The sequence below is a fragment of the uncultured Cedecea sp. genome, assembly GCF_947498825.1.
Taxonomy (GTDB): Bacteria; Pseudomonadota; Gammaproteobacteria; order Enterobacterales; family Enterobacteriaceae; genus JGM124.
In genome coordinates, this window is sequence record NZ_CANMLV010000013.1 from 19,670 (window position 1) to 44,406 (window position 24,737).

Below are 24,737 nucleotides of genomic sequence, written 5' to 3' on the forward strand. Positions count from 1 at the left end.
AGGTTGCTTTAATTAATTTATATTAATCATTATGTTATGTTTTTAGCTTTCATTGTCGATAAAAAAACGATCTCAGTGAAATATGGTATTTGTGATCGGATGCACATTTTTTTGCAAGTGGTTTTCAGTCATTTGACCTAAGTCAGGTACCCTGAACGGTGTATTAAAAGTTATAAAAACGGCGTGTAGATAAATATTTAAATATTTGTTCATCTTTTCGCTACTTATTGTTTGAAATCACTGGGCCGCACCGTATAATTTGCTCGCTTTTTGAGGCTTGACTCTCGGTCGCAAAGACAGTCTTATTACAGCCCGCGACCTTCCTTATTGGAAACAGGAGTAGATAGACTCATGTCAGCGTCGCTTTACAGTGGAAATGTTGCACGTAAACTTCTTTCCCTGCAGTTTGTAGTAATGTTGGCTCTGGGATTACTGTTTTGCTTTAAAGACCCGGCTTGGGGTGCCTCAGCAATTGCTGGGGGAATGGCAGTCTGGTTGCCAAATGCATTGTTTGCTTTTTTTGCCTGGCGTCATCAGGTGCATACACCCGCTAAAGGACGTATAGCCTGGTCATTCGCTCTGGGCGAAGTCGTTAAGATGTTAGTGACCTTTATCATTCTGGTTCTGGCGCTGGCATACTTTAAAGCGGTCTTATTGCCGCTAATCGTCACTTGGGTTTCGGTGCTGGTTGTGCAGATACTCGCACCAGCTGTTATTAACAACAAAGGGTAAGAGTAATGTCTGCAGGAGAAATCTCTACACCGCAGGATTATATAGGCCACCATCTGACGCATCTTCAGTTGGACCTGCGTACTTTTTCGCTGGTGGATCCGCATAATGCCCCGGACACATTCTGGACACTCAATTTAGACTCCATGTTTTTCTCTGTTGTTCTGGGTCTGTTGTTCCTGATGATATTCCGTAAAGTCGCTAAGACAGCAACCAGCGGTGTTCCGGGCAAATTCCAAACAGCAATCGAGCTGGTGATTGGATTTGTTAATGGTAATGTTAAAGACATGTACCATGGCAAAAGTAAAGTCATCGCTCCGCTGGCTCTGACGATTTTCGTCTGGGTCTTCCTGATGAACTTGATGGACCTGATTCCAGTCGACTTGCTACCTATGCTTGGTGAGCATGTCTTCGGATTGCCTGCATTGCGTGTTGTTCCGTCTGCGGATGTGAACGTAACGCTCTCTATGGCATTGGGCGTGTTTATCCTGATTCTATTCTACAGCATCAAAATGAAAGGCATTGGCGGCTTCACGAAAGAGCTGACGCTGCAGCCGTTCAACCACTGGGCATTAATTCCTGTCAACTTAATCCTTGAAGGGGTAAGCCTGTTGTCAAAACCTATATCTCTGGGTTTGCGACTGTTCGGTAACATGTATGCCGGTGAGTTGATTTTCATTCTGATTGCTGGCTTGTTGCCGTGGTGGTCACAGTGGCTTCTGAATGTGCCTTGGGCCATTTTCCACATCCTGATCATTACATTGCAAGCCTTCATTTTCATGGTTCTGACGATAGTCTATCTGTCGATGGCGTCTGAAGAGCATTAATTTTATCCACTACTACGTTCGTTTTAACTGAAATAAATTGGAGACTGTCATGGAAAACCTGAATATGGATCTGCTGTACATGGCTGCCGCTATTATGATGGGGTTAGCGGCAATCGGTGCTGCAATCGGTATCGGCATCCTCGGAGGAAAATTCCTGGAAGGCGCAGCTCGCCAGCCAGATTTGATTCCTCTGCTGCGTACTCAGTTCTTTATCGTAATGGGTCTGGTGGATGCTATCCCTATGATCGCGGTAGGTCTGGGACTGTACGTGATGTTTGCTGTCGCGTAGTGAACGTTGCTTTTAATTAAATTAAAGCAATATCAAACGTTAACTAATAAAGAGGCATTGTGCTGTGAATCTTAACGCAACAATCCTCGGCCAGGCCATCGCGTTTGTCCTGTTTGTTCTGTTCTGCATGAAGTATGTATGGCCGCCGTTAATCGCTGCCATCGAAAAACGTCAAAAAGAAATTGCTGACGGTCTTTCTTCTGCAGAACGTGCTAAAAAGGACCTTGACCTTGCACAGGCCAGCGCGACCGACCAGCTGAAACAAGCTAAAGCGGATGCTCAGGTGATCATTGATCAGGCGAATAAACGTCGTGCTCAGATCCTTGATGAAGCGAAAACTGAAGCAGAGCAGGAACGGGCTAAAATCGTTGCACAGGCTCAGGCAGAGATCGACGCTGAGCGTTCACGTGCTCGCGAAGAACTGCGTAAGCAGGTGGCTCTGTTGGCTTTAGCCGGTGCCGAGAAAATAATCGAACGTTCCGTAGATGAAGCTGCTAACAGCGACATTGTTGATAAACTTGTCGCTGAACTGTAAGGAGGGAGGGGCCGATGTCTGAATTTGTTACGGTAGCTCGTCCCTACGCTAAAGCAGCTTTTGACTTTGCCGTCGAACACAACAGCGTGGAAGGCTGGCAGCGTATGCTCGCTTTTGCCGCAGAAGTTGCTGACAATGAACAAATGACAGAGCTCCTGTCTGGTGCTTTGGCACCAGAAACGCTCTCTAAGTCGTTTATCGCTATCTGTGGTGAGCAACTGGACGCCAACGGCCAAAACCTGATTCGGGTTATGGCTGAAAATGGTCGTCTTAAGGTGCTTCCTGATGTTCTTCAGCAGTTCGTTCAGCTGCGTGCGGCTCTTGAAGCCACGGTTGAAGTCGAAGTGACTTCTGCCAGCACGTTAAGTGACGATCAGCTTTCGAAAATCAATGCCGCGATGGAAAAACGTCTGTCACGCAAAGTTAAGCTGAATTGCAAAATTGATAAGTCTGTAATGGCAGGTGTCATCATCCGTGCGGGTGATATGGTCATCGATGGCAGCGTACGCGGCCGTCTTGATCGCCTGGCAGACGTCTTGCAGTCTTAAGGGGACTGGAGCATATGCAACTGAATTCCACCGAAATCAGCGAACTGATCAAGCAGCGTATCGCTCAGTTCAATGTTGTGAGTGAAGCTCACAATGAAGGTACTATCGTTTCTGTAAGTGACGGTATTATCCGTGTACACGGCCTGGCCGATGTTATGCAGGGTGAGATGATCTCTCTGCCGGGTAACCGTTATGCTATTGCACTTAACCTTGAGCGCGACTCGGTGGGTGCGGTAGTTATGGGTCCGTATGCCGATCTTGCCGAAGGCATGAAAGTGAAGTGTACTGGCCGTATTCTTGAAGTTCCGGTTGGCCGTGGCCTGTTAGGCCGTGTGGTGAACACCTTGGGTGCACCTATCGATGGTAAAGGCGCTTTAGAGCATGACGGCTTCTCAGCTGTTGAAGCTATCGCACCTGGCGTTATCGAGCGTCAATCAGTCGATCAGCCTGTACAGACTGGCTATAAGTCTGTCGATGCGATGATTCCAATCGGCCGTGGTCAGCGTGAGCTGGTTATCGGTGACCGTCAGACAGGTAAAACTGCTCTGGCAATCGATGCCATCATCAACCAGCGCGACTCTGGTATCAAATGTATCTATGTTGCTATCGGTCAGAAGGCTTCTACCATCTCTAACGTGGTACGTAAGCTGGAAGAACACGGTGCACTGGCTAACACCATCGTGGTTGTGGCTACCGCATCTGAATCTGCTGCACTGCAATATCTGGCGCCTTATGCCGGTTGTGCAATGGGTGAATACTTCCGTGACCGTGGTGAAGATGCACTGATTGTTTATGATGACTTGTCTAAGCAGGCTGTTGCTTATCGCCAGATTTCTCTGCTGCTGCGTCGTCCACCAGGTCGTGAAGCATTCCCAGGCGACGTTTTCTATCTCCACTCTCGTCTGCTGGAGCGTGCTGCGCGTGTTAACGCCGAGTACGTTGAAGCTTTCACCAAGGGTGAAGTTAAAGGTAAAACGGGCTCTCTGACTGCGCTGCCGATTATCGAAACGCAAGCTGGTGACGTTTCCGCGTTCGTTCCGACCAACGTAATCTCGATTACAGATGGTCAGATCTTCCTGGAATCTAACCTGTTTAACGCCGGTATTCGTCCTGCTGTTAACCCGGGTATCTCTGTATCCCGTGTTGGTGGTGCCGCTCAGACTAAAATCATGAAGAAACTGTCCGGTGGTATTCGTACCGCTCTGGCACAGTATCGTGAACTGGCAGCGTTCTCTCAGTTTGCATCAGATCTTGATGATGCTACCCGTAAGCAGCTGAGCCACGGTCAGAAAGTGACCGAGCTCCTGAAACAGAAACAGTATGCGCCAATGTCTGTTGCGCAGCAGTCTCTGGTTCTGTTTGCCGCTGAACGTGGTTATCTCGAAGATGTTGAGCTGGCTAAAATCGGTAATTTCGAAGCTGCGCTGATGGCTTACGTTGACCGTGACCATGCTCCATTGATGCAAGAAATTAACCAAACTGGTGGCTATAACGACGAAATCGAAGGCAAGCTGAAAGGCATCCTCGATTCCTTCAAAGCAACACAGTCCTGGTAAAATCTTGCGGCTTGTCTTAGGGCAAGCCGCAAGGCATTGAGGAGAAGGTCATGGCCGGCGCAAAAGAGATACGTAGTAAGATCGCAAGCGTCCAGAACACGCAGAAGATCACCAAAGCAATGGAAATGGTCGCCGCTTCTAAAATGCGTAAATCGCAGGAAAGAATGGCAGCCAGCCGTCCTTACGCAGATACCATGCGTAAAGTGATTGGTCATCTTGCTCTGGGAAATCTTGAATACAAACACCCATACCTGGATGAACGCGAAGTAAAACGCGTGGGCTACCTGGTGGTGTCCACTGACCGTGGTCTGTGCGGTGGCTTGAACATTAACCTGTTCAAAAAGCTGCTGGCTGACATGAAAGAGTGGTCCGATAAAGGCGTTCAGTGTGATATGTCCCTGATCGGTTCTAAAGGCGTCTCTTTCTTCAACTCTGTAGGCGGCAATATTGTTGCTCAGGTGACAGGTATGGGCGATAAGCCATCACTGTCCGAGTTGATTGGCCCGGTGAAAGTGATGTTGCAGGCCTATGATGAAGGCCGTCTGGACAAGCTGTTTATTGTCAGCAACAAATTTATTAACACGATGTCTCAGACTCCAACGATTACCCAGCTACTGCCATTACCACCGGCAGAAGATGAAGGTGAGTTGGAGAAAAAATCCTGGGATTATCTATATGAACCTGATCCTAAAGCGCTGTTGGATACCCTGCTGCGTCGTTATGTGGAATCTCAGGTTTATCAGGGCGTTGTAGAAAACCTGGCCAGCGAGCAAGCCGCTCGAATGGTGGCGATGAAAGCCGCTACCGATAACGGCGGCAGCCTGATTAAAGAGCTGCAGTTGGTTTACAACAAAGCACGTCAGGCCAGCATTACTCAGGAACTCACCGAAATCGTCGGTGGCGCGTCCGCGGTATAACCAGGTTTACGAATTACGTAGAGGATTCAACAAGATGGCTACTGGAAAGATTATCCAGGTAATCGGCGCCGTAGTGGACGTCGAGTTTCCTCAGGATACCGTACCAAAAGTGTACGATGCCCTTGAGGTAACAAATGGTAATGAGCGTCTGGTGCTGGAAGTTCAGCAGCAGCTTGGTGGCGGTGTTGTTCGTACCATCGCAATGGGTTCTTCCGATGGTCTGCGTCGCAACCTGGTCGTGACTAACCTTGGACACCCGATCGAAGTACCTGTAGGTAAAGCGACTCTGGGACGTATCATGAACGTTCTGGGTCAGCCTATCGATATGAAAGGCGACATCGGTGAAGAAGAGCGTTGGGCTATTCACCGTCCGGCACCAAGCTATGAAGAACTGTCAAGTTCTCAGGATCTGCTGGAAACTGGTATCAAAGTTATCGATCTGATGTGTCCGTTTGCTAAAGGCGGTAAAGTCGGTCTGTTCGGTGGTGCGGGTGTTGGTAAGACCGTTAACATGATGGAGCTTATCCGTAACATCGCGATCGAACACTCAGGTTACTCAGTGTTTGCTGGTGTAGGTGAGCGTACTCGTGAAGGTAACGACTTCTACCACGAAATGAATGACTCAAACGTACTGGATAAAGTATCTCTGGTATATGGTCAGATGAACGAGCCACCGGGTAACCGTCTGCGCGTTGCGCTGACCGGTCTGACCATGGCGGAGAAGTTCCGTGATGAAGGCCGTGACGTTCTGCTGTTCGTCGATAACATCTATCGTTATACCCTGGCCGGTACTGAAGTATCCGCTCTGCTGGGTCGTATGCCTTCAGCGGTAGGTTATCAGCCAACTCTGGCAGAAGAAATGGGTGTCTTGCAGGAGCGTATTACCTCCACCAAGACTGGCTCAATCACTTCTGTTCAAGCGGTATACGTTCCTGCGGATGACTTGACTGACCCATCACCAGCTACCACCTTTGCTCACCTTGATGCAACCGTGGTACTGAGCCGTCAGATTGCTTCTCTGGGTATCTACCCGGCAGTAGACCCGCTGGACTCAACCAGCCGTCAGCTGGATCCACTGGTTGTGGGTCAGGAACACTATGACGTTGCGCGTGGCGTGCAGTCTATTCTGCAGCGTTATCAGGAACTGAAAGACATCATCGCTATCCTCGGGATGGACGAGCTGTCAGAAGAAGACAAACTGGTTGTAGCACGTGCGCGTAAGATCCAGCGCTTCCTGTCTCAGCCATTCTTCGTAGCAGAAGTCTTTACAGGTTCTCCGGGCAAGTATGTTTCTCTGAAAGATACTATCCGTGGCTTTAAAGGCATTATGGACGGTGAATACGACCATCTGCCAGAGCAGGCGTTCTATATGGTTGGCTCCATCGACGAAGCCGTTGAGAAAGCTAAAAAACTTTAACGCCTTAATCGGAGGGTGATATGGCAACGACTTACCACCTGGATGTCGTCAGCGCGGAGCAACGTTTGTTCGCGGGTCTGGTCGAAAAGATCCAGGTAACAGGTAGCGAAGGTGAACTGGGTATTTTTCCAGGCCATACGCCGCTGCTTACCGCCATTAAGCCTGGTATGATCCGCATTGTGAAAGAAAACGGACAAGAAGAGTTCATCTATTTGTCCGGTGGTGTGTTAGAAGTTCAGCCAAATAACGTTATTGTTCTGGCTGATACCGCAATTCGCGGACAGGATCTCGACGAAGCTCGGGCTCTGGAAGCGAAACGTCAAGCGGAAGAACACATCCATGGCTCTCACGGTGACGTGGACTACGCTCAGGCTTCTGCTGAACTGGCTAAAGCGATCGCAAAACTGCGAGTTATCGAGTTAACCAAAAAGCTGATGTAACGATTTGCTCGAAAGATAAATGCCAGCCTTGCGGCTGGCATTTTTTTTACTACACATTTCCTAACCGATATAATCTGAAATTCCTCGCTTTAAACCGCCATAATCTTCTGAAATTATTTGTTATGTAAAATAAGTAAGCGACGATAATTCAAATTATCGACTTTTTTCATTATTCATCGGTTATCATGCGAGCAGGCATTTTTTATTATCAGCCAGAGAATAATGGCTGATTGCTGCTCTGGGCAGAGTTTAACCCCGTCGAGGTGATTAATTATGTCACCTTTAAAGCTGGTTAATGTCTTTATTCGGAATAAAAAATAACAATAAAATCATGTTAATAGTAAATTAAAGATGAGAGTTTCGCTCTGTATTTAACTCTCCACACCAAAGTCTTGGATAAACAGAGTAATAATATGGCTAAAATATCACCCTGTTAAAGATTTTTCTGGTTATACATTTTTCAGTGCAAAATATGTAGAATTTTCAACGCTAAATCGATTAACTTCTTTCATTCAACAGATTCAGGATACGTATGGCAAACAGTGCAATGAGCGTGGTTATCCTTGCCGCAGGCAAAGGAACCCGCATGTATTCCGACCTTCCCAAAGTACTCCATACCTTGGCAGGGAAACCGATGGTGCAGCATGTTATTGATGCGGCAAAAAAACTGGGAGCACAGCGTGTGAACCTGGTTTATGGCCATGGTGGATACCTGTTAAAGCAAACTCTGAATGATGAGTCGCTCAACTGGGTATTACAGGCTGAACAGCTTGGTACCGGCCATGCAATGCAAATGGCTGCGCCATATTTTTCTGATGACGAAGATATTCTGATGCTTTACGGCGATGTTCCGCTCATTGCTGTTGAAACGCTTGAACGTCTGCGTGAAGCGAAACCTGCGGGGGGTATCGGGCTGCTTACTGCGGTACTTGATGACCCAACGGGCTACGGGCGTATTGCTCGTGAAAATGGCAAAGTTGTGGGTATTGTTGAACAAAAAGATGCCAGCGAAGAGCAGCGCAAAATTACCGAGATCAATACCGGTATTTTGGTTGCCAATGGCGCGGATCTGAAGCGCTGGTTAGCTAATCTTGATAACAATAATGCTCAGGGTGAGTTCTATATCACTGATATTATTGCTCTTGCCCATCAGGAAGGACATGAAATCGCGACGGTTCATCCACAGCGACTGAGTGAAATGGAAGGAGTAAATAATCGTCTGCAACTGGCCCGACTGGAACGTGTTTATCAGACCGAGCAAGCGGAAAAACTACTGCTGGCAGGGGTGATGTTACGCGATCCGGCTCGTTTCGATCTGCGCGGCGAGCTGACACACGGCCTGGATGTCGATATTGATACTAACGTGATTATCGAAGGCAAGGTTGTGCTGGGTAATCGTGTGAAAATCGGCGCTGGCTGTGTGATTAAAAATGCTGTGATTGGTGATGACTGTGAAATCAGTCCGTACAGCGTGGTTGAAGATGCCCGTCTTGAAGCCTCCTGTTCTGTCGGCCCGTTTGCGCGTCTGCGCCCGGGAGCTGAGCTGGCAGAAGGTGCTCATGTCGGTAACTTCGTCGAAATGAAAAAAGCGCGTCTGGGTAAAGGATCTAAAGCCGGTCACCTGAGCTATCTTGGTGATGCTGAGATTGGCGATAACGTTAATATCGGTGCCGGGACTATCACCTGTAATTACGATGGTGCAAATAAACATAAAACTATCATCGGTGATGATGTCTTTGTCGGTTCTGATACTCAACTGGTTGCCCCCGTTACTGTAGGCAATGGTGTCACTATTGCTGCCGGTACGACAGTCACAAACAATATTTATGACCCTGTGCTGGTGATTAGCCGGGTAAAACAAACTCAGGTAGATGGCTGGCAGCGTCCGGTGAAGAAAAAATAATATCTTTTATCCTTCTGTTCGTTGGACAGGAGGCTGGAATGAAGGCTGTTCTCGAAAACAGCCCGTTCCGTCAGTAGTAAAAATAATAACCCCACTCTCTACAAGGCTCGGGGCTCCGGGTATACCGGAATATGCAGGTCAAGCGACAACAACCTATGACGGAAACGTCATTCTCAGGACTTACAACTTATGTGTGGAATTGTTGGCGCAGTAGCGCAGCGTGATATCTCTGAAATTTTGATCGAAGGTCTTCGTCGTCTGGAATACCGTGGATATGATTCAGCAGGTCTTACCGTAGTCGATGACGCAGGACAGATGGCGCGTTTACGTCGTCTGGGGAAAGTACATAATCTGGCAGAGGCCGCAGCCGAAAACGCACTGAATGGCGGAATAGGTATTGCACATACTCGCTGGGCGACCCACGGTGAACCTTCTGAAGCGAATGCTCACCCACATGTCTCAGGCCCGATTGCGGTCGTTCATAACGGTATCATTGAAAACTATGAGCCGTTACGTGAGCTTCTGAAAGAGCGTGGCTATATTTTTACCTCAGAAACTGATACCGAAGTGATTGCTCACTTAGTGCACTGGGAACTGCAGCAGGGAGGCTCTTTACGTGAAGCCGTACTGCGCACTATTCCACAGTTACGCGGTGCATACGGTACGGTTATTCTCGACTCACGCGATCCGCATGTCCTGTTAGCTGCCCGTTCAGGTAGCCCGATGGTTATCGGTCTTGGTGTGGGTGAAAACTTTATTGCATCAGACCAGCTGGCACTACTGCCAGTGACTCGTCGCTTTATCTTCCTGGAAGAAGGTGATATCGCTGAAGTCACTCGTCGTCATGTAACCATTTTTAATCATAATGGTGAAGAAGTTCAGCGTCCGGATATCGAGTCCAATCTGCAGTATGACGCGGGTGATAAAGGTATCTACCGCCACTATATGCAGAAAGAGATTTACGAGCAGCCTAATGCTATCAAAAATACCCTTACCGGGCGTATCAGCCACGGTGAAGTAGATTTAAGCGAGCTGGGGCCAAAAGCTAATGAGCTCCTGGCTCAGGTTGAACATATTCAAATTGTTGCCTGCGGAACCTCTTATAACTCCGGCATGGTTTCACGTTACTGGTTTGAGTCGCTGGCAGGTATTCCTTGTGACGTTGAGATAGCGTCTGAATTCCGCTATCGCAAGTCTGCGGTACGTCGTAATAGCCTGATCATTACCCTTTCCCAGTCTGGCGAAACAGCCGATACCTTAGCCGCATTGCGTCTGGCTAAAGAGCTGGGATACCTGGGGTCTCTGGCCGTCTGTAACGTAGCGGGATCTTCGCTGGTACGTGAGTCTGACCTGGCATTGATGACCAATGCGGGTACCGAAATTGGCGTAGCCTCTACTAAAGCCTTTACCACACAGCTGACTGTACTGTTGATGCTGGTGGCGAAGATAGGCCGTCTGAAAGGCGTTGATGCTTCTGTGGAGCATGATATCGTTCATGGTCTGCAAGCGCTTCCAAGCCGTATCGAGCAGATGCTGTCTCAGGATAAGCGCATTGAAGCTCTGGCGGAGAATTTCGCTGAGAAACATCATGCGCTGTTCCTTGGCCGTGGCGATCAGTATCCAATTGCCATGGAAGGGGCTCTGAAGCTGAAAGAGATCTCTTATATTCATGCTGAAGCCTATGCCGCAGGTGAACTGAAGCACGGTCCACTGGCTCTGATTGATGCCAATATGCCAGTCATTGTCGTTGCACCTAATAACGACCTGCTGGAAAAACTGAAATCCAACATCGAAGAAGTCCGTGCCCGCGGCGGCGAGCTGTATGTCTTTGCTGACCGGGATGCGAATTTCACCAGTAGCGATAATATGCACATCATCGAGATGCCGCATGTTGAAGAAGTGATTGCCCCGATTTTCTATACCGTGCCATTACAGCTGCTGTCTTACCATGTTGCCTTGATCAAAGGCACCGATGTTGACCAGCCACGTAACCTGGCGAAGTCAGTGACGGTTGAGTAAGGTTTAGTCCTGGACTGACGTTATAAAAACCCAGTGGTGCTGTTTGAAAAGCATACTGGGTTTTTTTTAACCACATTTTGGCAGGATAAATCAGTTATTTTTGCGATCGGCCAGTATCGATGGACTGATTTTTATTTCATCGTCAGGGGACGATTTTTTTGATAATGCTTCTTGTAGTTGATTGTTATCCAGCTGGTTACACCATTTTGCGACCACGATTGTCGCAACGCCATTCCCGACTAAGTTAGTTAATGCCCGGGCTTCTGACATAAAGCGGTCGATGCCCAGAATCAAGGCTAACCCAGCCAAAGGTAAATGCCCCACCGCAGAGATGCTTGCTGCCAGTACAATAAAGCCACTACCCGTGACACCTGCTGCACCTTTTGAGGAAAGCAATAGAACAACAAGTAAGGTGACCTGATGAATAATATCCATCTGGGTATTGGTTGCCTGTGCGATAAATATCGCCGCCATGGTCAGATAAATAGACGTCCCGTCCAGGTTAAATGAATAACCGGTTGGAATAACTAATCCCACTACCGATTTATTACACCCTGCTTTCTCCATCTTTTCCAGCATGCGCGGTAGCACTGATTCTGAAGATGAAGTTCCCAGCACAATAAGTAACTCTTCTTTGATATAGCGAATAAATTTGAAGATATTGAAGCCATTATATCTTGCGATAGAACCAAGAATAACGACAATAAACAGGACACACGTAATATAGAAGCAGATGATCAGTTGGCCCAGTTGTACCAGACTTCCTACTCCGTATTTACCTATCGTAAAGGCCATTGCACCAAATGCACCAACTGGAGCCAGGCGCATAATCATATTGATGATACCGAAGATCACTCGAGAGAAGCTCTCGATGACATTGAAAATAACCTGGCCTTTTTCACCCAAATGATGCAGAGCGAAACCAAACAGAACGGCAAACATCAATACTTGTAAAATATTGCCGCTGGCAAAAGCACCAATCACACTGCCAGGGATAATATCAAGTATAAAGGGGATAATTCCTTGCTGGGAAGCTTGCTCTGCATAAACGGCAACGGCTTTCGTATCCAGTGTTGCCGGGTCGATATTCATCCCTGCCCCGGGTTTAACTACGTTCACGATAACTAAACCTATAATGAGTGCGATAGTGCTGACCACTTCAAAATAAAGTAGAGCCATCCCTCCTGTTTTACCAACTGCCTTCATACTTTCCATACCCGCAATACCCGTTACGACGGTACAGAAAATAACCGGGGCAATAATCATTTTAATTAGCTTTACAAAGCCATCACCCAAAGGTTTCATTTCGGCACCGAGATCCGGATAAAAGTGGCCTAACAAAACGCCCAGCGTAATCGCTATTAGCACTTGAAAGTACAGGGTTTTAAAGAGTGAGATTTTCATAAAAATATCCTTTTAGATCAAGATACGACAGCTTGTCGTTTTGCTCTCATTTTGATTTTAAACAAGACCACAATAACAGCATGGTTAAAATTAATTGTAGTAGATTATATTATTAATATAAAAATAAGAACTGAAACGCTTCAAATGAAGGTAATAACGGAAATCGAACCAAGTTAGCGAAGCTATTTTCACCAGGAAATGTGTGATAGCAGGTATATGAGATGCCTGAAAACGTTAATGAATTAAGTTACCTGTTAGTTAATTTTGAGTGGGAATATTCTTACAAAATGGTTCGTTCTGCCTTTCTGTTAAGAATTTTCCGTGTTCAATGATTAATTTTCATCCTTGGTGTTCCTCCATGTTATTTGTTCCTCTGAGAGATTACTCGGATGACTAAATAAATATTCTAAATTTAAATAATATTCTTAAGGATTAGTTTTATTATTTAATCTGAAATTTAATGTATTATTGATGGCTGGTGGTAATATATAAAAAAACGCTAATAATAATTTATTGTGTTAAAGTTTTAATATAAAAGTAATTGTTTAATTTACTTTTCGCATTAATTCGCCACTCTTTCTATTAACTCGTTTATACATTGCGTTTTTTATATTCGGATGATTTATCAGAAAAAAATTGAATAGTATTTAGAGTTAACAGTAAAAATATCTCCTCATCTGTGCTCTGCTTAGTTTTATCCAATGTGCTGCAAAACCCCGTCCTTCAGGGGAAGTTATATGAACCTGTTAGTGCATTACATATTTCCAGCAATCTCGCGGAAAAATAATCTGAACAATCACTTCCTAATCAAGATACAGACAACATACAGACGCTACAGTGGGAGCTATCTTGGATAAGATGTTTTCCTGAGCGATATCACAGCGACTCACGAGCCAGATAATCACTGTGAATTTTTATTGTCTCCTTGTGTTTTTCACCATTAATAATGTGCAGAGCACTTAGCCGGCCTATCTCATAATGAGGGATTTGAACGGTAGAGAGTGCAGGAATAAAAAGATTACCTACCCCCACCATATTGTCATAACCGACCACAGCAATATCCTGAGGAATTTTTATATTCAGGGATAACAATGTTTGATAAACAACAAAAGCCATGCGGTCATTGCAGCAAATGATTGAATCAAATGATGATTTTTTATTTTTTAGGTGGGCGATTATTTTTTCAGGCACATTCAGATAGTGGATATCACCGTCGGCGATATAAATATGTATCAGGGAATCGGGATCTATCTGATGTTCATGGAATGCCTGCTCAAGGCCTTCCCGACGTCGGGTGCTGGCGATAATTTCTTGAGGCAGGTGCAAACAGAGCGGCTTTCTGTACCCTGCTTTAAGCAGGGCCTGAACAGCATCATACTGGCCCTGTTTGTCATCCGGAATGTAACTGGCGAGTTTGACATCATCACTCTCGCAGTTAGCCAGCACACAGGGATAGTTAAGCAGCGTGGTCGGAACCTTGACTTTGCGTAACCCCATCGTGGTGTAGATGATACCGGATGGCCGATAGGACAAAAGCAGTTTTGTGATATCTGCGGGGTCATCGTATTTGAGCATATTAATCACAAAACTGTGCCATCCCTGAGCACGGGCTGTTTCTTCAATCGCGAGCGTGATATCCACTGAAAATGGCGTGGTCACCGTATCGAGTGCCAGAACGCCTATCGAACCAGGGGTGGTTTTTGCTCCGCGGATCTTCAGGGCAGAAATATTGGGAACATAATTAAGTTGTTTAATGGCTGCTTGTACTTTGATTAATGTCTCAGGATTGAGTTTCTCTGGGGTGTTAATGGCGCGAGAAACGGTCATCAGAGAAACATGAGCAAGCTCGGCGACAGCTTTTAGAGACGACATCCAGATAACTCCTTGCTGGTGAGGTAATGCACAGATAATAATCAGCGGTAAGTGACTCAAAATCTTCCGCTAAATAGTATGACATCGATCACATTGCCACTATGTTAACGTTAACTTTTATGATTAACATCTAAAATTTTTCAAGAAAAAGATGACCGCTTAAAAAAGTTAACGTTAACTCTAGGGAAAACAACCTTCCAGGTGTATGACATGAAAAAGGAACACGCTTCGCATGCTTATGTGCTTTTAAGTGCACTTCTGTTTTTTTTCTTTGTAACATGGTCTTCATCAGGTTCTTTGCTATCTATTTGGTTAAGTCAGGAAATTGGACTTAAACCAACAGATACCGGTATTATTTTTTCGGTGCTGTCTATATCGGCATTCTTTGCACAAATATTTTATGGCTATATTCAGGATAAACTCGGATTACGTAGAAACCTGCTCTTTTTTGTCGCCATGTTGCTGGTTCTGTCTGGCCCTGCGTATTTATTTTTTGGTTATCTGCTTAAAATAAATATCTTCCTGGGAAGTATTTTTGGTGGAGTATTTATTGGTCTGACGTTTAATGGTGGTATTGGTGTATTGGAAACCTATACCGATCGTGCAGCAAGAAATAGTAATTTTGAGTTCGGTCGTGCAAGGATGTGGGGGTCTTTAGGTTGGGCAGCAGCAACATTTTTTGCCGGTATTTTATTTAATATTGATCCCCGGTTAAATTTCTATGCGGCTTCCGTATCAGGGTTAATATTTTTCTTTTTACTGACCCGGCTGAATGTAAAATATTCTACAGATGCGGCATCTTTAAATACTCAACACAGTAAAATCTCAATTGAAGATGCTTTCTGTCTGTTAACCCTCCCACGTTTCTGGGCCCTGGTCTTTTTCTTTATCGGCACCTGTATTTATGGTGTTTATGACCAACAATTTCCTGTCTATTTTGCCTCGCAGTTTCCTACTTTGAAGGAAGGTAATGCCATGTTTGGCTACCTGAATTCATTCCAGGTTTTCCTGGAGGCTGCGGGAATGTTCTGTGCACCATGGCTTGTTAACCGTATTGGGGCAAAAAATGGCCTCATTTTTGCCGGAATGGTTATGGCGATACGCATTCTTTCTTCTGGGATTGTTGAAGGGCCACTGTTGATTTCAATAACTAAGCTACTGCATGCCGTTGAGCTTCCGGTACTGCTTATCTCTATTTTCAAATATAACAATTTGAATTTCGATAAACGCTTATCCTCCACGCTCTATTTGGTGGGCTTTGCCTGCACCAGTTCAATTATTGGTACTTTGCTTTCGCCACTTGCAGGCTGGAGCTATGAGCGATTTGGTTTTGCTCAGTCTTATTTGATGATGGGCTCGATGGTATTCACCACAACCTTTATTTCAATTTTTCTATTGCGTTCAAGTTCGCTGCCGCCCGAGCAGTCTGCCGCACAAGTTAACCCCGTATAATTGCACCAGGACGATTTTATGACTTCTTTATTACAACAGGCAGACGCCGCCGTAGAGATAAACAAACTTCAGGTAAATAAAAAATGGTACCCGAAATTTCATATCGCCGCTCAGACGGGCTGGATTAATGATCCCAACGGGTTAGTCTGGTTTGATGGCTGGTATCACGCTTTCTATCAGTTTCATCCTTATTCCACCCACTGGGGACCGATGCACTGGGGACATGTACGCAGTAAAGATTTAGTGCACTGGGAACCGCTACCTGTAGCTCTGGCACCAGAAGGCCCGGAAGATAAAGACGGCTGTTTTTCAGGCTCTGCTGTGGTCGACGGTGATACTCTGGCGCTCATTTATACCGGCCATAAGTTTGCCGGGGATTCCAGAGAAGATGATGCGCTGTATCAGGTGCAGTGTATGGCCAGAAGTAAAGACGGTATAACCTTTGAGCGTAAAGGGATCATTATTGATACACCGCCGGGCTTACACCATTTCCGCGACCCTAAAGTATGGCGAGAAGGTGATAGCTGGTACATGGTGGTTGGGGCGCGAGTGGGCGATTGTGGTCAGGTGCGTCTTTATCGTTCAGACGATCTGTATCAGTGGCAGGATGAAGGTATTCTTGCTCAGTCTGAGCCGGGAATGGGCTATATGTGGGAATGTCCTGATTTCTTTAAATTAGGCGATAAATATGTACTGATGTTCTCGCCTCAGGGAATAGAAGCTAATGGCTATCATCATCGTAACCTGTTTCAGAGCGGATATCTGATTGGCGACTGGGCTCCAGGCCAGCCGTTTGTCCACAATAATGATTTTAAAGAAATGGATCACGGGCACGATTTTTATGCGCCACAAAGTCTTCAGTCTCCTGATGGTCGGCGCATTGTGCTGGGATGGCTTAATATGTGGGAGTCCGCCATGCCAGAACAACAGGATGGCTGGTCGGGATTATTGACTGTGCCACGTGAAATAACACTTGGCGAAAATAATAAATTATTAAGTAAACCAGTCCCGGAATTAGCCGCTCTGCGTACGCGCCACTGTCACCATGGCATTACCGAGCTGGCAAGCGAGAAAAAAGAGATCCCGTTTGAGTGTGACGCTTTTGAATTACAATTAGCCTGGGATACTGCTGCGTCCACAGCAGAAAAATACGGTATCTCTCCAGTACAAGGATTAAGTATTTATATTGATAATCAAGCAAAGCGTTTATTTCTGGAGCGGGCTTATCCTGAATTTAACATGGAGGGTGAAAGAAGTATTCCACTTCCTGATTCAGATATCCTGTCACTGCAAATATTTATCGATCGCTCATCGGTAGAAATATTTGTTAATGAGGGTGAAGCTTGTCTGAGTAGTCGTATTTATCCTGCTGAAGAACAAAAAGAAATTATAGTATTTGCTCATCATGGTCGTGCATTGTTAACTCGCTTTGAATACTGGGATATTCAATAACTGCCTGGCTATATATCAAGTGAATTTATGAATAAACAGGTGTGCTCGCACACTTTTTATGAGAGCTATAAAATGAATAGAATATCAAATTATTCTCGTTTTTTATATTCTAAGCCACAAAAAATGTATCCGCAGAAGAAAAGAAAAATATTTATCATTCTCTCTCTTTCTGCTTTCTCTTCATTTGCCTTTGGTGATAGTTCTGGCTATACCAGACATTATCAAAGCTATTATGAGAATGAGACCAACAGCCGTGTTCAACCGACAGTTAATTCTGATGTAACCTCAACGAAACATCAGCAGCCTGCCGTTCAACAGAAATCGCTGAATAATACGTTGCCAGGTGCTGAACAGCATAACTCGCAGCCAACAACAGCCAAGACGCAAGCCACAGAACGAGCTGAAAAAAAAACAAACGAGGCTGATAACCAAGTGAGTGTGGTACGTTTGCGTCAAAATGAACTCCCGGTACACTGGGACGGAATTGGTAATAATATGGAGGCTGGTGGGTTACACGGTAATATTGCCTCTCAAATAGAAATTGAAGATAACCGCCGCAGCGATAATTCTAAAAATAGTGGTAAGTTTAAGCTTGCCACAATACAAGCCTTTCTCAAACATGATGAGTTACCCGGCTGGTATTTTGGTTTTTATAATGCCCGTGAAGATAACTATAAAGGGATGTATACCAATCAAGACTACAGTGGCTCTAATACAATTAATGAGATATTTGTTGGTCATATTTTTGAAACCTGGCGGGGGAATTTTGGTACTGAACTGATGGGCGGTTCTGAAAGTGGAAACAAACGCTGGAAATATCGCCTGAAACTCTGGCAGGATATACGGCTCTCCAGCAAATGGAGTCTGGGGGGTTATCTCTTTGGTGAAGAGCAGCCACAAAATAGCCAGCCCGGAAATAATGATTTATCTCAGCATATTTTTGAGACGGAACCCGTCTTACAGTATCTGGTTAACCCTGATATGGGGGTTTTTCTGCGGCCTTTTTATGTTTATAAGCGTCAGGAAAGAGGTAACTGGGGAGATATTGTCGAACAAGAGTGGAAAGCCAGTATTGGTGTGTGGCGTAACTGGTATCCATTGCTCTCCTCTGTTTATGTTGGTATTGGACAGAAAAAAACCACGAATGCCAGTGACTCTGACGTACTCTTTTATGATGGGCGTTATAAATATATCGGAGGAACCCTCAGTTATCCGGTCATTGGTGATTTAAGACTATACGGTGAGTTTAAAGCCAGATTCGGTAAAGAAGATGGGGAATGGACAGAAAAAGGTTCTTTCTGGAGCCCCTTTACCATTATTGGCGTTGTCTATAACTTCTAGGTTCAGGAAATAATATGAAAAAAATACTTTCTCATATCCTATTAGTGGCATTGAGCTCATGTGTATTTAATCATGCTGTTTATGCTCAAATGGGTAAAGAAACATTAGAGAATAAAAAAATCACCGCGGTTAAAAGTTTTTTTCCCAGGGTTGATGGTTCATTTATTGGCGATCCTATGCCTGTGTATGAACAGGGAGAATTTAATGTTTTTTATCTTAATGATATCCGGGGTGGCAGTGATTTAGGTGTTCATGCTTTTCACCTGCTTTCTAGTAGAGACTTATATGACTATAAGAATCACTCGGAAGTCATTCCTTATATTAATGATATTGATAACCCTGAACTTTTATTAGGTACAGGATCGGTTATTAAAGTTGGCGATACCTGGCATGCCTGGTATACCGCACATAATCAAAATGTTTTTCCTGTGGAATCCGTCATGCATGCAACCAGTAAAGATAAACTTAACTGGACTAAGCATCCTGAAGACACCATTTTACCTGGAAAAAATTATCGCGGTAATGACTTCAGAGACCCTCATGTTGTCTGGATCCCGGAACGTCAGGAGTACTGGATGCTGATAACGACACGCAGCAACGGTCGGGGAGTGATTGCATACTACAGCTCTAAAGATCTTAAAAACTGGCAGGATAAAGGCATCTTTTTCGACAATGATACGGTGGCACCGGACTCAAACCTGGAATGTCCAACTCTGGTCTATTTTAATGGGCGTTGGTATCTGACATTCAGCGATCAGTGGCCTCTGCGTTTAACCCAGTATCGCGTGGCAGACAAACCAGAAGGCCCCTGGCATAAACTGGATGATTTCGCTGTTGATAGTGCAGGTTTCTATGCCGGAAAAATGACGTTAAAAGATGACCGGTTATTCATGTTCGGCTGGGTACCGACAAAATCAGGAAACAGTGATAAAGGCAATATTGACTGGGCAGGAAATCTGGTTGTTCATGAACTGGTTGCTGAAAAAAACGGTCAGTTAAGAAGCGTTATACCACAAGAAACTGAAAATAAAATTGCTGAAATTCAGGGCAATACTCGTACATTAACCAGCATTAAAACGGTTGAGAATAATTTCAGTTTTGGTCGTCTGAAATCAGATATCTATGCCCCCTTACCTGATAAAGGCGTTATCACAGGCAGCGTCACATTACCTTCTGATGGCATGATAATGAGTTTCGGTGTTAACGCTAATAATATCGGCATGGCTTACCCCAATATCGTTTTTAATAAGAAAAAGAACAAAATTTATTTCTTTAATGGTGAACTGAAAGATATTAATAAAGCCAAAGCAGAATCCTGGATAGATATGTCTTTAGGCGAAAAAGTTGATCTGAAAATCATTTATGAAAATTCGATTGCCGTCTTTTATATCGACAATCGCAAAGCCTTTACCACCCGAATGTACAGTATGCCCGCTAAGCCATGGAGTATCAGTCTGCCTGCTGCAGATAATATTCAGGCCATTTTTACCCTTAAACAAATGCCTTAAATGGAGAGCATGATGAATAAGTATATTGCTTCTGCTTTTATGACTTTATTACTTTCTCCTGGCATCGCTACAGCGAGTATGAGTATTGTTAAAGATAATGCAGGTAATGTGGTAGCTGTCGATCCTTGGTCATATCTTGATGAAAGCGTTATGTGGACGTCAGCACGCTCCTCTAACCCTAATGGCGGCAAAGTACAGGGTGTTCTGAAAGTAAAATATGCCATTGAAGATAATAACTGGCGCCACAGTCATCAGCATAATGGCAGCGATACCTTAACCTTTGTTCAGGGTGTTATGCGTTTTAACGCATTACCTGACTGGTATCTGGCTTTTACCAGCGGGCGAAAAACAAACTATGACGGTAGCTGGGAAAGTCAGACCTATATTAGCCAGGATCAGTGGACACAGGTGATTCTGGGGAGAGAGTCTTTCTATAAGCAATTACGCTATGGCTGGGATGTTATGGGTGGCAGCGTTTCTCTGGAAGATCGCTGGCAAGCACGCTTAAAACTATTTGCTGACTTACAGCTCACCGACAGCCTCTCGATCTTTGGTTATGCCTATCAGCAGGTTGATCACCGGCGTAGTGGCGGCACTCAGAATGACCGGGATGTTAATTCATTCCAGTTTGAACCCGGAGCTCAGTACATTATAAATAATTCCACCGGCGTCTGGTTCAGAAATCTGTTCTCTTCGGGCAGGCTGGATCGTAAACAATGGGGGGATATTAAAAACAAAGAGTGGACTACCTCGGCCGGTGTTTGGCACAACTGGGGAAAACTTTCTACTACGTTCAGTGGCGGTTATGGTCACGACAGTAAATACAACGCGCGTAAAGATGATTCGGAAGTCTTTCAGAGTTCACGTTATAAATATATCAAGCTCTCTGCTAACTATCCTGTTACTCGACGATTTACATTATCCGGAGAGGTCACTGGCACCGATCTTAAGCAAAACGGTAGCTGGGTAACAAATGGAAAAGCATGGACCACAGAATATAAAATGATGGTCGATTTTAACTTCTGATTTCTGTTTTATCACAGCCATCGCGGGTGATGGTGATGGCTGTTTCTCTTCTGGCTGACGCCTGTTAATTTTCTTCTGAATCAGGTGTTATCACCTTCACTGAACTGTTTCGGCACAAATTTTGATAGTCTTCCGGTAGCGAGATATCGCTGATGAGTACATCAAAGCGGGCCAGCGGGCCAATACTGGCGGGAGCAACCTCATCAAACAGGGCATGACGTACCAGTAACACTTTGCGCAATCCGCGATCCATGGCTTTATGCTTAGTGGCAAGGTCGTCAGGGTTAAACCAACTGACGCCAAAATTCTTATGGACACCACTGGCAGAGATAAACACTTTGCGTGGATTCAGAGAGTCCAGAGCAGACGGATTATTTGCATCATAGAAAGCATCACTTTTTGCGCGATAGGTTCCGCCGCAGAGAATCGGCGTTGCATTCGGTTTTTCGTTTAGTGCAACAAAGACCCGATGCGAATAACAAATGCCGGTAAAGGTGATGTCGTCCGGGATCATACTGATAACCAGGGGCATTTCCGGACCATTATCAAAAAAAATCAGATCGTTTTCACTGACCAGTCCCGCGGCCAGGATAGCTATAGGTAAATCGTTCTGATGATGGGGTTTTCGGTTAACGTTTGCAGTCTGATTCAAGGGGTTGGGTTTATTGACCATAACAATATAGCCGCCAAGTAACGTCAGTGGTAGCGGCTCATCATCCTGGCTGAAATCGCGACGAATAGTCATGACGGAGACTTCAAGCATCCGGGCGGCTTCTTTGAGATGGATACGGTCGGTTTTTTTCAGTAGCTCCATCAGACGCCGGATTCGTTCTTTTTTCTTAGTCTCCATTCATCCTTTTCCTCTACGCGATACTGTTTGTTCCTGTTACCAGGATTACATTTTGTGTTTATTAGAACATTACTATACTGCTGGTTACGGTAAATTAAAAGTGCTTTGGCTCACGTTGTTATGAATATAACTATTTATATTTCAGTGTATTGTGTCATTTTCTTTTCATTTTCAAATGTTATTTTTGTCACTTTTCCGTTAACAACAAAATAACAATAATGATCCTGAAGTCGCGATCACAGTCACAAATGATACTTTTGAAACATGATAATGTTACTAAAATATCATTATCCTGTGGCAGTTTTCGAGAGGTAGTAAAATGGATATCGCAGTTATCGGCTCCAACATGGTTGATCTCATTACCTATATCAACCAGATGCCTAAAGAAGGTGAAACGCTAGAGGCGCCAGCATTTAAAATCGGCTGTGGCGGTAAAGGCGCGAATCAGGCCGTTGCTGCTGCTAAACTCAACTCTAAGGTTATGATGCTGACCAAAGTTGGCGATGATATCTTTGCCGATAATACGATTCGTAATCTGGAGTCCTGGGGTATCAATACTACCTATGTTGAGAAAGTCCCTTGTACCAGCAGTGGTGTGGCACCGATATTCGTTAATGCCAGTTCCAATAATAGTATTTTAATTATTAAAGGGGCGAATAAATTTCTTTCTCCGGAAGATATCGACCGTGCTGCTGAAGATTTAAAAAAATGTCAGCTGATTGTCTTACAGCTTGAAGTTCAACTGGAAACGGTTTATCACGCGATAGAGTTTGGTAAGAAACACGGCATAAAAGTGTTATTAAACCCGGCGCCGGCGTTACGTGAATTAGATATGAGCTATGCCTGTAAATGTGATTTCTTTGTTCCGAATGAAACCGAACTAGAAATATTAACCGGTATGCCTGTTGATACTTATGACAATATCTGTGCGGCAGCACGTTCATTAGTTGATAAAGGGTTGAATAATATTATTGTCACCATGGGTGAAAAAGGCGCTCTTTGGCTGACGCGTGAGAAAGAAGTACATGTGCCTGCATTTAAAGTGAATGCTGTTGATACCAGTGGTGCAGGCGATGCCTTTATTGGTTGTTTTGTCCATTATTATGTTCAGGGCGGTGATGTTGAAGCCGCGATGAAAAAAGCGGTACTTTTTGCCGCATTTAGCGTCATGGGTAAAGGCACGCAATCTTCTTATCCAAGTATCGAACAATTTAATGAGTATCTCGCTTTAAACGAGTAATTAATTATCCACCCTACATTATATACCCTGAATAATTCAAGTTGCCTGCGGGCAGCTTGAACGATAACGGGTATAACACTATAAAAGGTAGCACTATGAATAATAAAAAAATCATTCAGATGCCTGATGGCTATCTGAATAAGACCCCACTGTTCCAGTTTATTTTGTTATCCTGTTTATTCCCATTATGGGGATGCGCAGCAGCATTAAATGATATTCTTATTACACAATTTAAAAGTGTATTTTCATTAAGTAACTTTGCCTCTGCTTTAGTACAAAGTGCCTTTTATGGCGGTTATTTCCTGATTGCTATTCCGGCATCATTAGTGATTAAGAAAACCAGTTATAAAACGGCAATATTAATGGGTTTAATATTGTATATCATCGGTTGTACGCTCTTTTTCCCGGCATCGCATATGGCAACCTATACCATGTTCCTTGCCGCTATTTTTGCTATAGCCATTGGTCTGAGCTTCCTGGAAACAGCCGCCAATACTTATAGCTCGATGATTGGTCCAAAAGCCTATGCCACATTGCGTCTGAACGTCAGTCAGACCTTTTATCCGATTGGTGCCATCGCCGGTATTTTGCTGGGTAAATATCTGGTCTTTTCCGAAGGTGAAAGTCTGGAAAAACAGATGGCAGGTATGACGGCAGAACAGATCCATGACTTTAAGGTACTGATGCTGGAAAATACTCTCGAACCTTATAAGTACATGATCATGGTATTAGTGGTAGTGATGGTGCTGTTTTTACTGGTTCGCTTCCCAACCTGTAAAGTTGAGCAGACGGTTACCCATAAACGTCCATCCGCAATTGATACATTGCGCTACCTGGCAGGTAATGCTCGTTTCCGTCGTGGCATCATCGCGCAATTCTTATATGTGGGTATGCAGGTCGCTGTCTGGTCATTCACCATTCGCCTGGCGCTGGAGTTAGGTGATATTAACGAACGCGATGCCTCTAACTTTATGGTTTATAGCTTCGCTTGCTTCTTTATTGGTAAGTTTATCGCCAACATTTTGATGACGCGCTTTAACGCCGAAAAAGTGCTGATTGCCTACTCAGTTATTGGCGCGGTATTCCTGGCTTATGTTGCTCTGGTTCCTAACTTTAGTGTGGTGTATGTCGCAGTTCTGGTCAGTGTCCTGTTCGGGCCTTGCTGGGCAACAATTTATGCAGGTACGTTAAACACCGTTGATAATGAACATACTGAGATGGCGGGTGCGGTGATTGTCATGGCCATTGTTGGTGCAGCGGTGGTGCCTGTGGTTCAGGGCTATATCGCAGATATGTTCCACTCATTACAGCTTTCATTCCTGGTCTCGATGCTGTGCTTTGTCTTTGTTGGCATCTACTTCTGGCGTGAAAGTAAAGTCAGCCAGACGTTGGTTGAAGCGACAGGATCCTGA

The 24,737-nt window shown here is 44.8% G+C and carries 21 protein-coding genes; 18 read left to right on the plus strand and 3 right to left on the minus strand.

The genetic code is table 11. From position 1 onward, the window contains the following. Positions 1 to 351 precede the first annotated feature (351 nt). The 11 genes from atpI (at position 352) to glmS (ending at position 11,180) form a co-directional block, all read left to right on the plus strand. Positions 352 to 732: a F0F1 ATP synthase subunit I gene (atpI, locus tag Q1A40_RS14135; RefSeq protein ID WP_300001117.1), complete on the plus strand. Its 381-nt coding sequence runs from the start codon at positions 352 to 354 to the stop codon at positions 730 to 732. A 5-nt stretch (positions 733 to 737) separates the two neighbouring features. Next, positions 738 to 1,556 carry a F0F1 ATP synthase subunit A gene (atpB, locus tag Q1A40_RS14140; protein ID WP_300001118.1) on the plus strand — a complete coding sequence of 273 codons (819 nt, stop codon included), beginning with the start codon at positions 738 to 740 and terminating at the stop codon, positions 1,554 to 1,556. Positions 1,557 to 1,605: 49 nt separating this feature from the next. Next, positions 1,606 to 1,845, plus strand: coding sequence for a F0F1 ATP synthase subunit C (gene atpE / locus Q1A40_RS14145; RefSeq protein WP_004393045.1), 240 nt, complete (start codon positions 1,606 to 1,608; stop codon positions 1,843 to 1,845). 64 nt (positions 1,846 to 1,909) lie between these two features. Next, on the plus strand, positions 1,910 to 2,380 hold the full coding sequence (atpF, locus tag Q1A40_RS14150; RefSeq protein ID WP_300001126.1) for a F0F1 ATP synthase subunit B: 471 nt from the start codon (positions 1,910 to 1,912) through the stop codon (positions 2,378 to 2,380). Positions 2,381 to 2,394: 14 nt separating this feature from the next. Further along, complete coding sequence (atpH, locus tag Q1A40_RS14155) at positions 2,395 to 2,928, plus strand: F0F1 ATP synthase subunit delta (protein ID WP_300001128.1); 534 nt, start codon at positions 2,395 to 2,397, stop codon at positions 2,926 to 2,928. 14 nt (positions 2,929 to 2,942) lie between these two features. Beyond that, entirely contained in the window at positions 2,943 to 4,484 is a 1,542-nt protein-coding gene (gene atpA, locus Q1A40_RS14160; RefSeq protein ID WP_300001130.1) for a F0F1 ATP synthase subunit alpha, read from the plus strand. Positions 4,485 to 4,534: 50 nt separating this feature from the next. Further along, a complete protein-coding gene (gene atpG / locus Q1A40_RS14165) occupies positions 4,535 to 5,401 on the plus strand; it encodes a F0F1 ATP synthase subunit gamma (protein ID WP_300001132.1) in 867 nt (288 codons plus the stop codon). Positions 5,402 to 5,435: 34 nt separating this feature from the next. Continuing rightward, positions 5,436 to 6,818, plus strand: coding sequence for a F0F1 ATP synthase subunit beta (gene atpD / locus Q1A40_RS14170; RefSeq protein ID WP_300001133.1), 1,383 nt, complete (start codon positions 5,436 to 5,438; stop codon positions 6,816 to 6,818). Between the two features lie 20 nt (positions 6,819 to 6,838). Then, positions 6,839 to 7,258, plus strand: a complete 420-nt coding sequence (locus Q1A40_RS14175; RefSeq protein WP_300001134.1) for a F0F1 ATP synthase subunit epsilon — start codon at positions 6,839 to 6,841, stop codon at positions 7,256 to 7,258. A 532-nt stretch (positions 7,259 to 7,790) separates the two neighbouring features. After that, positions 7,791 to 9,161 (plus strand): bifunctional UDP-N-acetylglucosamine diphosphorylase/glucosamine-1-phosphate N-acetyltransferase GlmU, encoded by a 1,371-nt coding sequence (glmU, locus tag Q1A40_RS14180; protein WP_300001136.1) that lies wholly within the window; start codon positions 7,791 to 7,793, stop codon positions 9,159 to 9,161. A 189-nt stretch (positions 9,162 to 9,350) separates the two neighbouring features. Next, complete coding sequence (gene glmS, locus Q1A40_RS14185; RefSeq protein ID WP_300001138.1) at positions 9,351 to 11,180, plus strand: glutamine--fructose-6-phosphate transaminase (isomerizing); 1,830 nt, start codon at positions 9,351 to 9,353, stop codon at positions 11,178 to 11,180. Positions 11,181 to 11,270: 90 nt separating this feature from the next. Here glmS and Q1A40_RS14190 read toward each other — a convergent pair whose 3' ends face one another. Then, on the minus strand, positions 11,271 to 12,584 hold the full coding sequence (locus Q1A40_RS14190) for a dicarboxylate/amino acid:cation symporter (protein ID WP_300001140.1): 1,314 nt from the start codon (positions 12,582 to 12,584) through the stop codon (positions 11,271 to 11,273). A gap of 876 nt (positions 12,585 to 13,460) precedes the next feature. Further along, positions 13,461 to 14,456 carry a LacI family DNA-binding transcriptional regulator gene (locus Q1A40_RS14195; RefSeq protein ID WP_300001142.1) on the minus strand — a complete coding sequence of 332 codons (996 nt, stop codon included), beginning with the start codon at positions 14,454 to 14,456 and terminating at the stop codon, positions 13,461 to 13,463. Positions 14,457 to 14,666: 210 nt separating this feature from the next. Between Q1A40_RS14195 and Q1A40_RS14200 the strand changes: the two genes are divergently transcribed. The 5 genes from Q1A40_RS14200 (at position 14,667) to Q1A40_RS14220 (ending at position 21,235) form a co-directional block, all read left to right on the plus strand. Continuing rightward, complete coding sequence (locus Q1A40_RS14200; RefSeq protein ID WP_300001144.1) at positions 14,667 to 15,908, plus strand: MFS transporter; 1,242 nt, start codon at positions 14,667 to 14,669, stop codon at positions 15,906 to 15,908. 18 nt (positions 15,909 to 15,926) lie between these two features. Continuing rightward, positions 15,927 to 17,360: a glycoside hydrolase family 32 protein gene (locus tag Q1A40_RS14205; RefSeq protein WP_300001146.1), complete on the plus strand. Its 1,434-nt coding sequence runs from the start codon at positions 15,927 to 15,929 to the stop codon at positions 17,358 to 17,360. 72 nt (positions 17,361 to 17,432) lie between these two features. Next, the gene (locus Q1A40_RS14210; RefSeq protein ID WP_300001148.1) at positions 17,433 to 18,701 is read left to right on the plus strand and encodes an OmpG porin family protein; all 1,269 of its coding nucleotides are present in this window, start codon (positions 17,433 to 17,435) and stop codon (positions 18,699 to 18,701) included. 14 nt (positions 18,702 to 18,715) lie between these two features. After that, a complete protein-coding gene (locus tag Q1A40_RS14215) occupies positions 18,716 to 20,209 on the plus strand; it encodes a family 43 glycosylhydrolase (protein WP_300001150.1) in 1,494 nt (497 codons plus the stop codon). A 9-nt stretch (positions 20,210 to 20,218) separates the two neighbouring features. Continuing rightward, positions 20,219 to 21,235 (plus strand): OmpG porin family protein, encoded by a 1,017-nt coding sequence (locus tag Q1A40_RS14220; protein ID WP_300001152.1) that lies wholly within the window; start codon positions 20,219 to 20,221, stop codon positions 21,233 to 21,235. A 64-nt stretch (positions 21,236 to 21,299) separates the two neighbouring features. Here Q1A40_RS14220 and Q1A40_RS14225 read toward each other — a convergent pair whose 3' ends face one another. Beyond that, positions 21,300 to 22,085, minus strand: a complete 786-nt coding sequence (locus Q1A40_RS14225; RefSeq protein WP_300001154.1) for a DeoR family transcriptional regulator — start codon at positions 22,083 to 22,085, stop codon at positions 21,300 to 21,302. Positions 22,086 to 22,404: 319 nt separating this feature from the next. Here Q1A40_RS14225 and rbsK point away from each other — a divergent pair, with 319 nt between their 5' ends. Together rbsK and fucP are read left to right on the plus strand one after the other, a co-directional pair. Beyond that, complete coding sequence (gene rbsK / locus Q1A40_RS14230) at positions 22,405 to 23,325, plus strand: ribokinase (protein ID WP_300001156.1); 921 nt, start codon at positions 22,405 to 22,407, stop codon at positions 23,323 to 23,325. A gap of 95 nt (positions 23,326 to 23,420) precedes the next feature. After that, positions 23,421 to 24,737, plus strand: coding sequence for an L-fucose:H+ symporter permease (fucP, locus tag Q1A40_RS14235; RefSeq protein ID WP_300001158.1), 1,317 nt, complete (start codon positions 23,421 to 23,423; stop codon positions 24,735 to 24,737).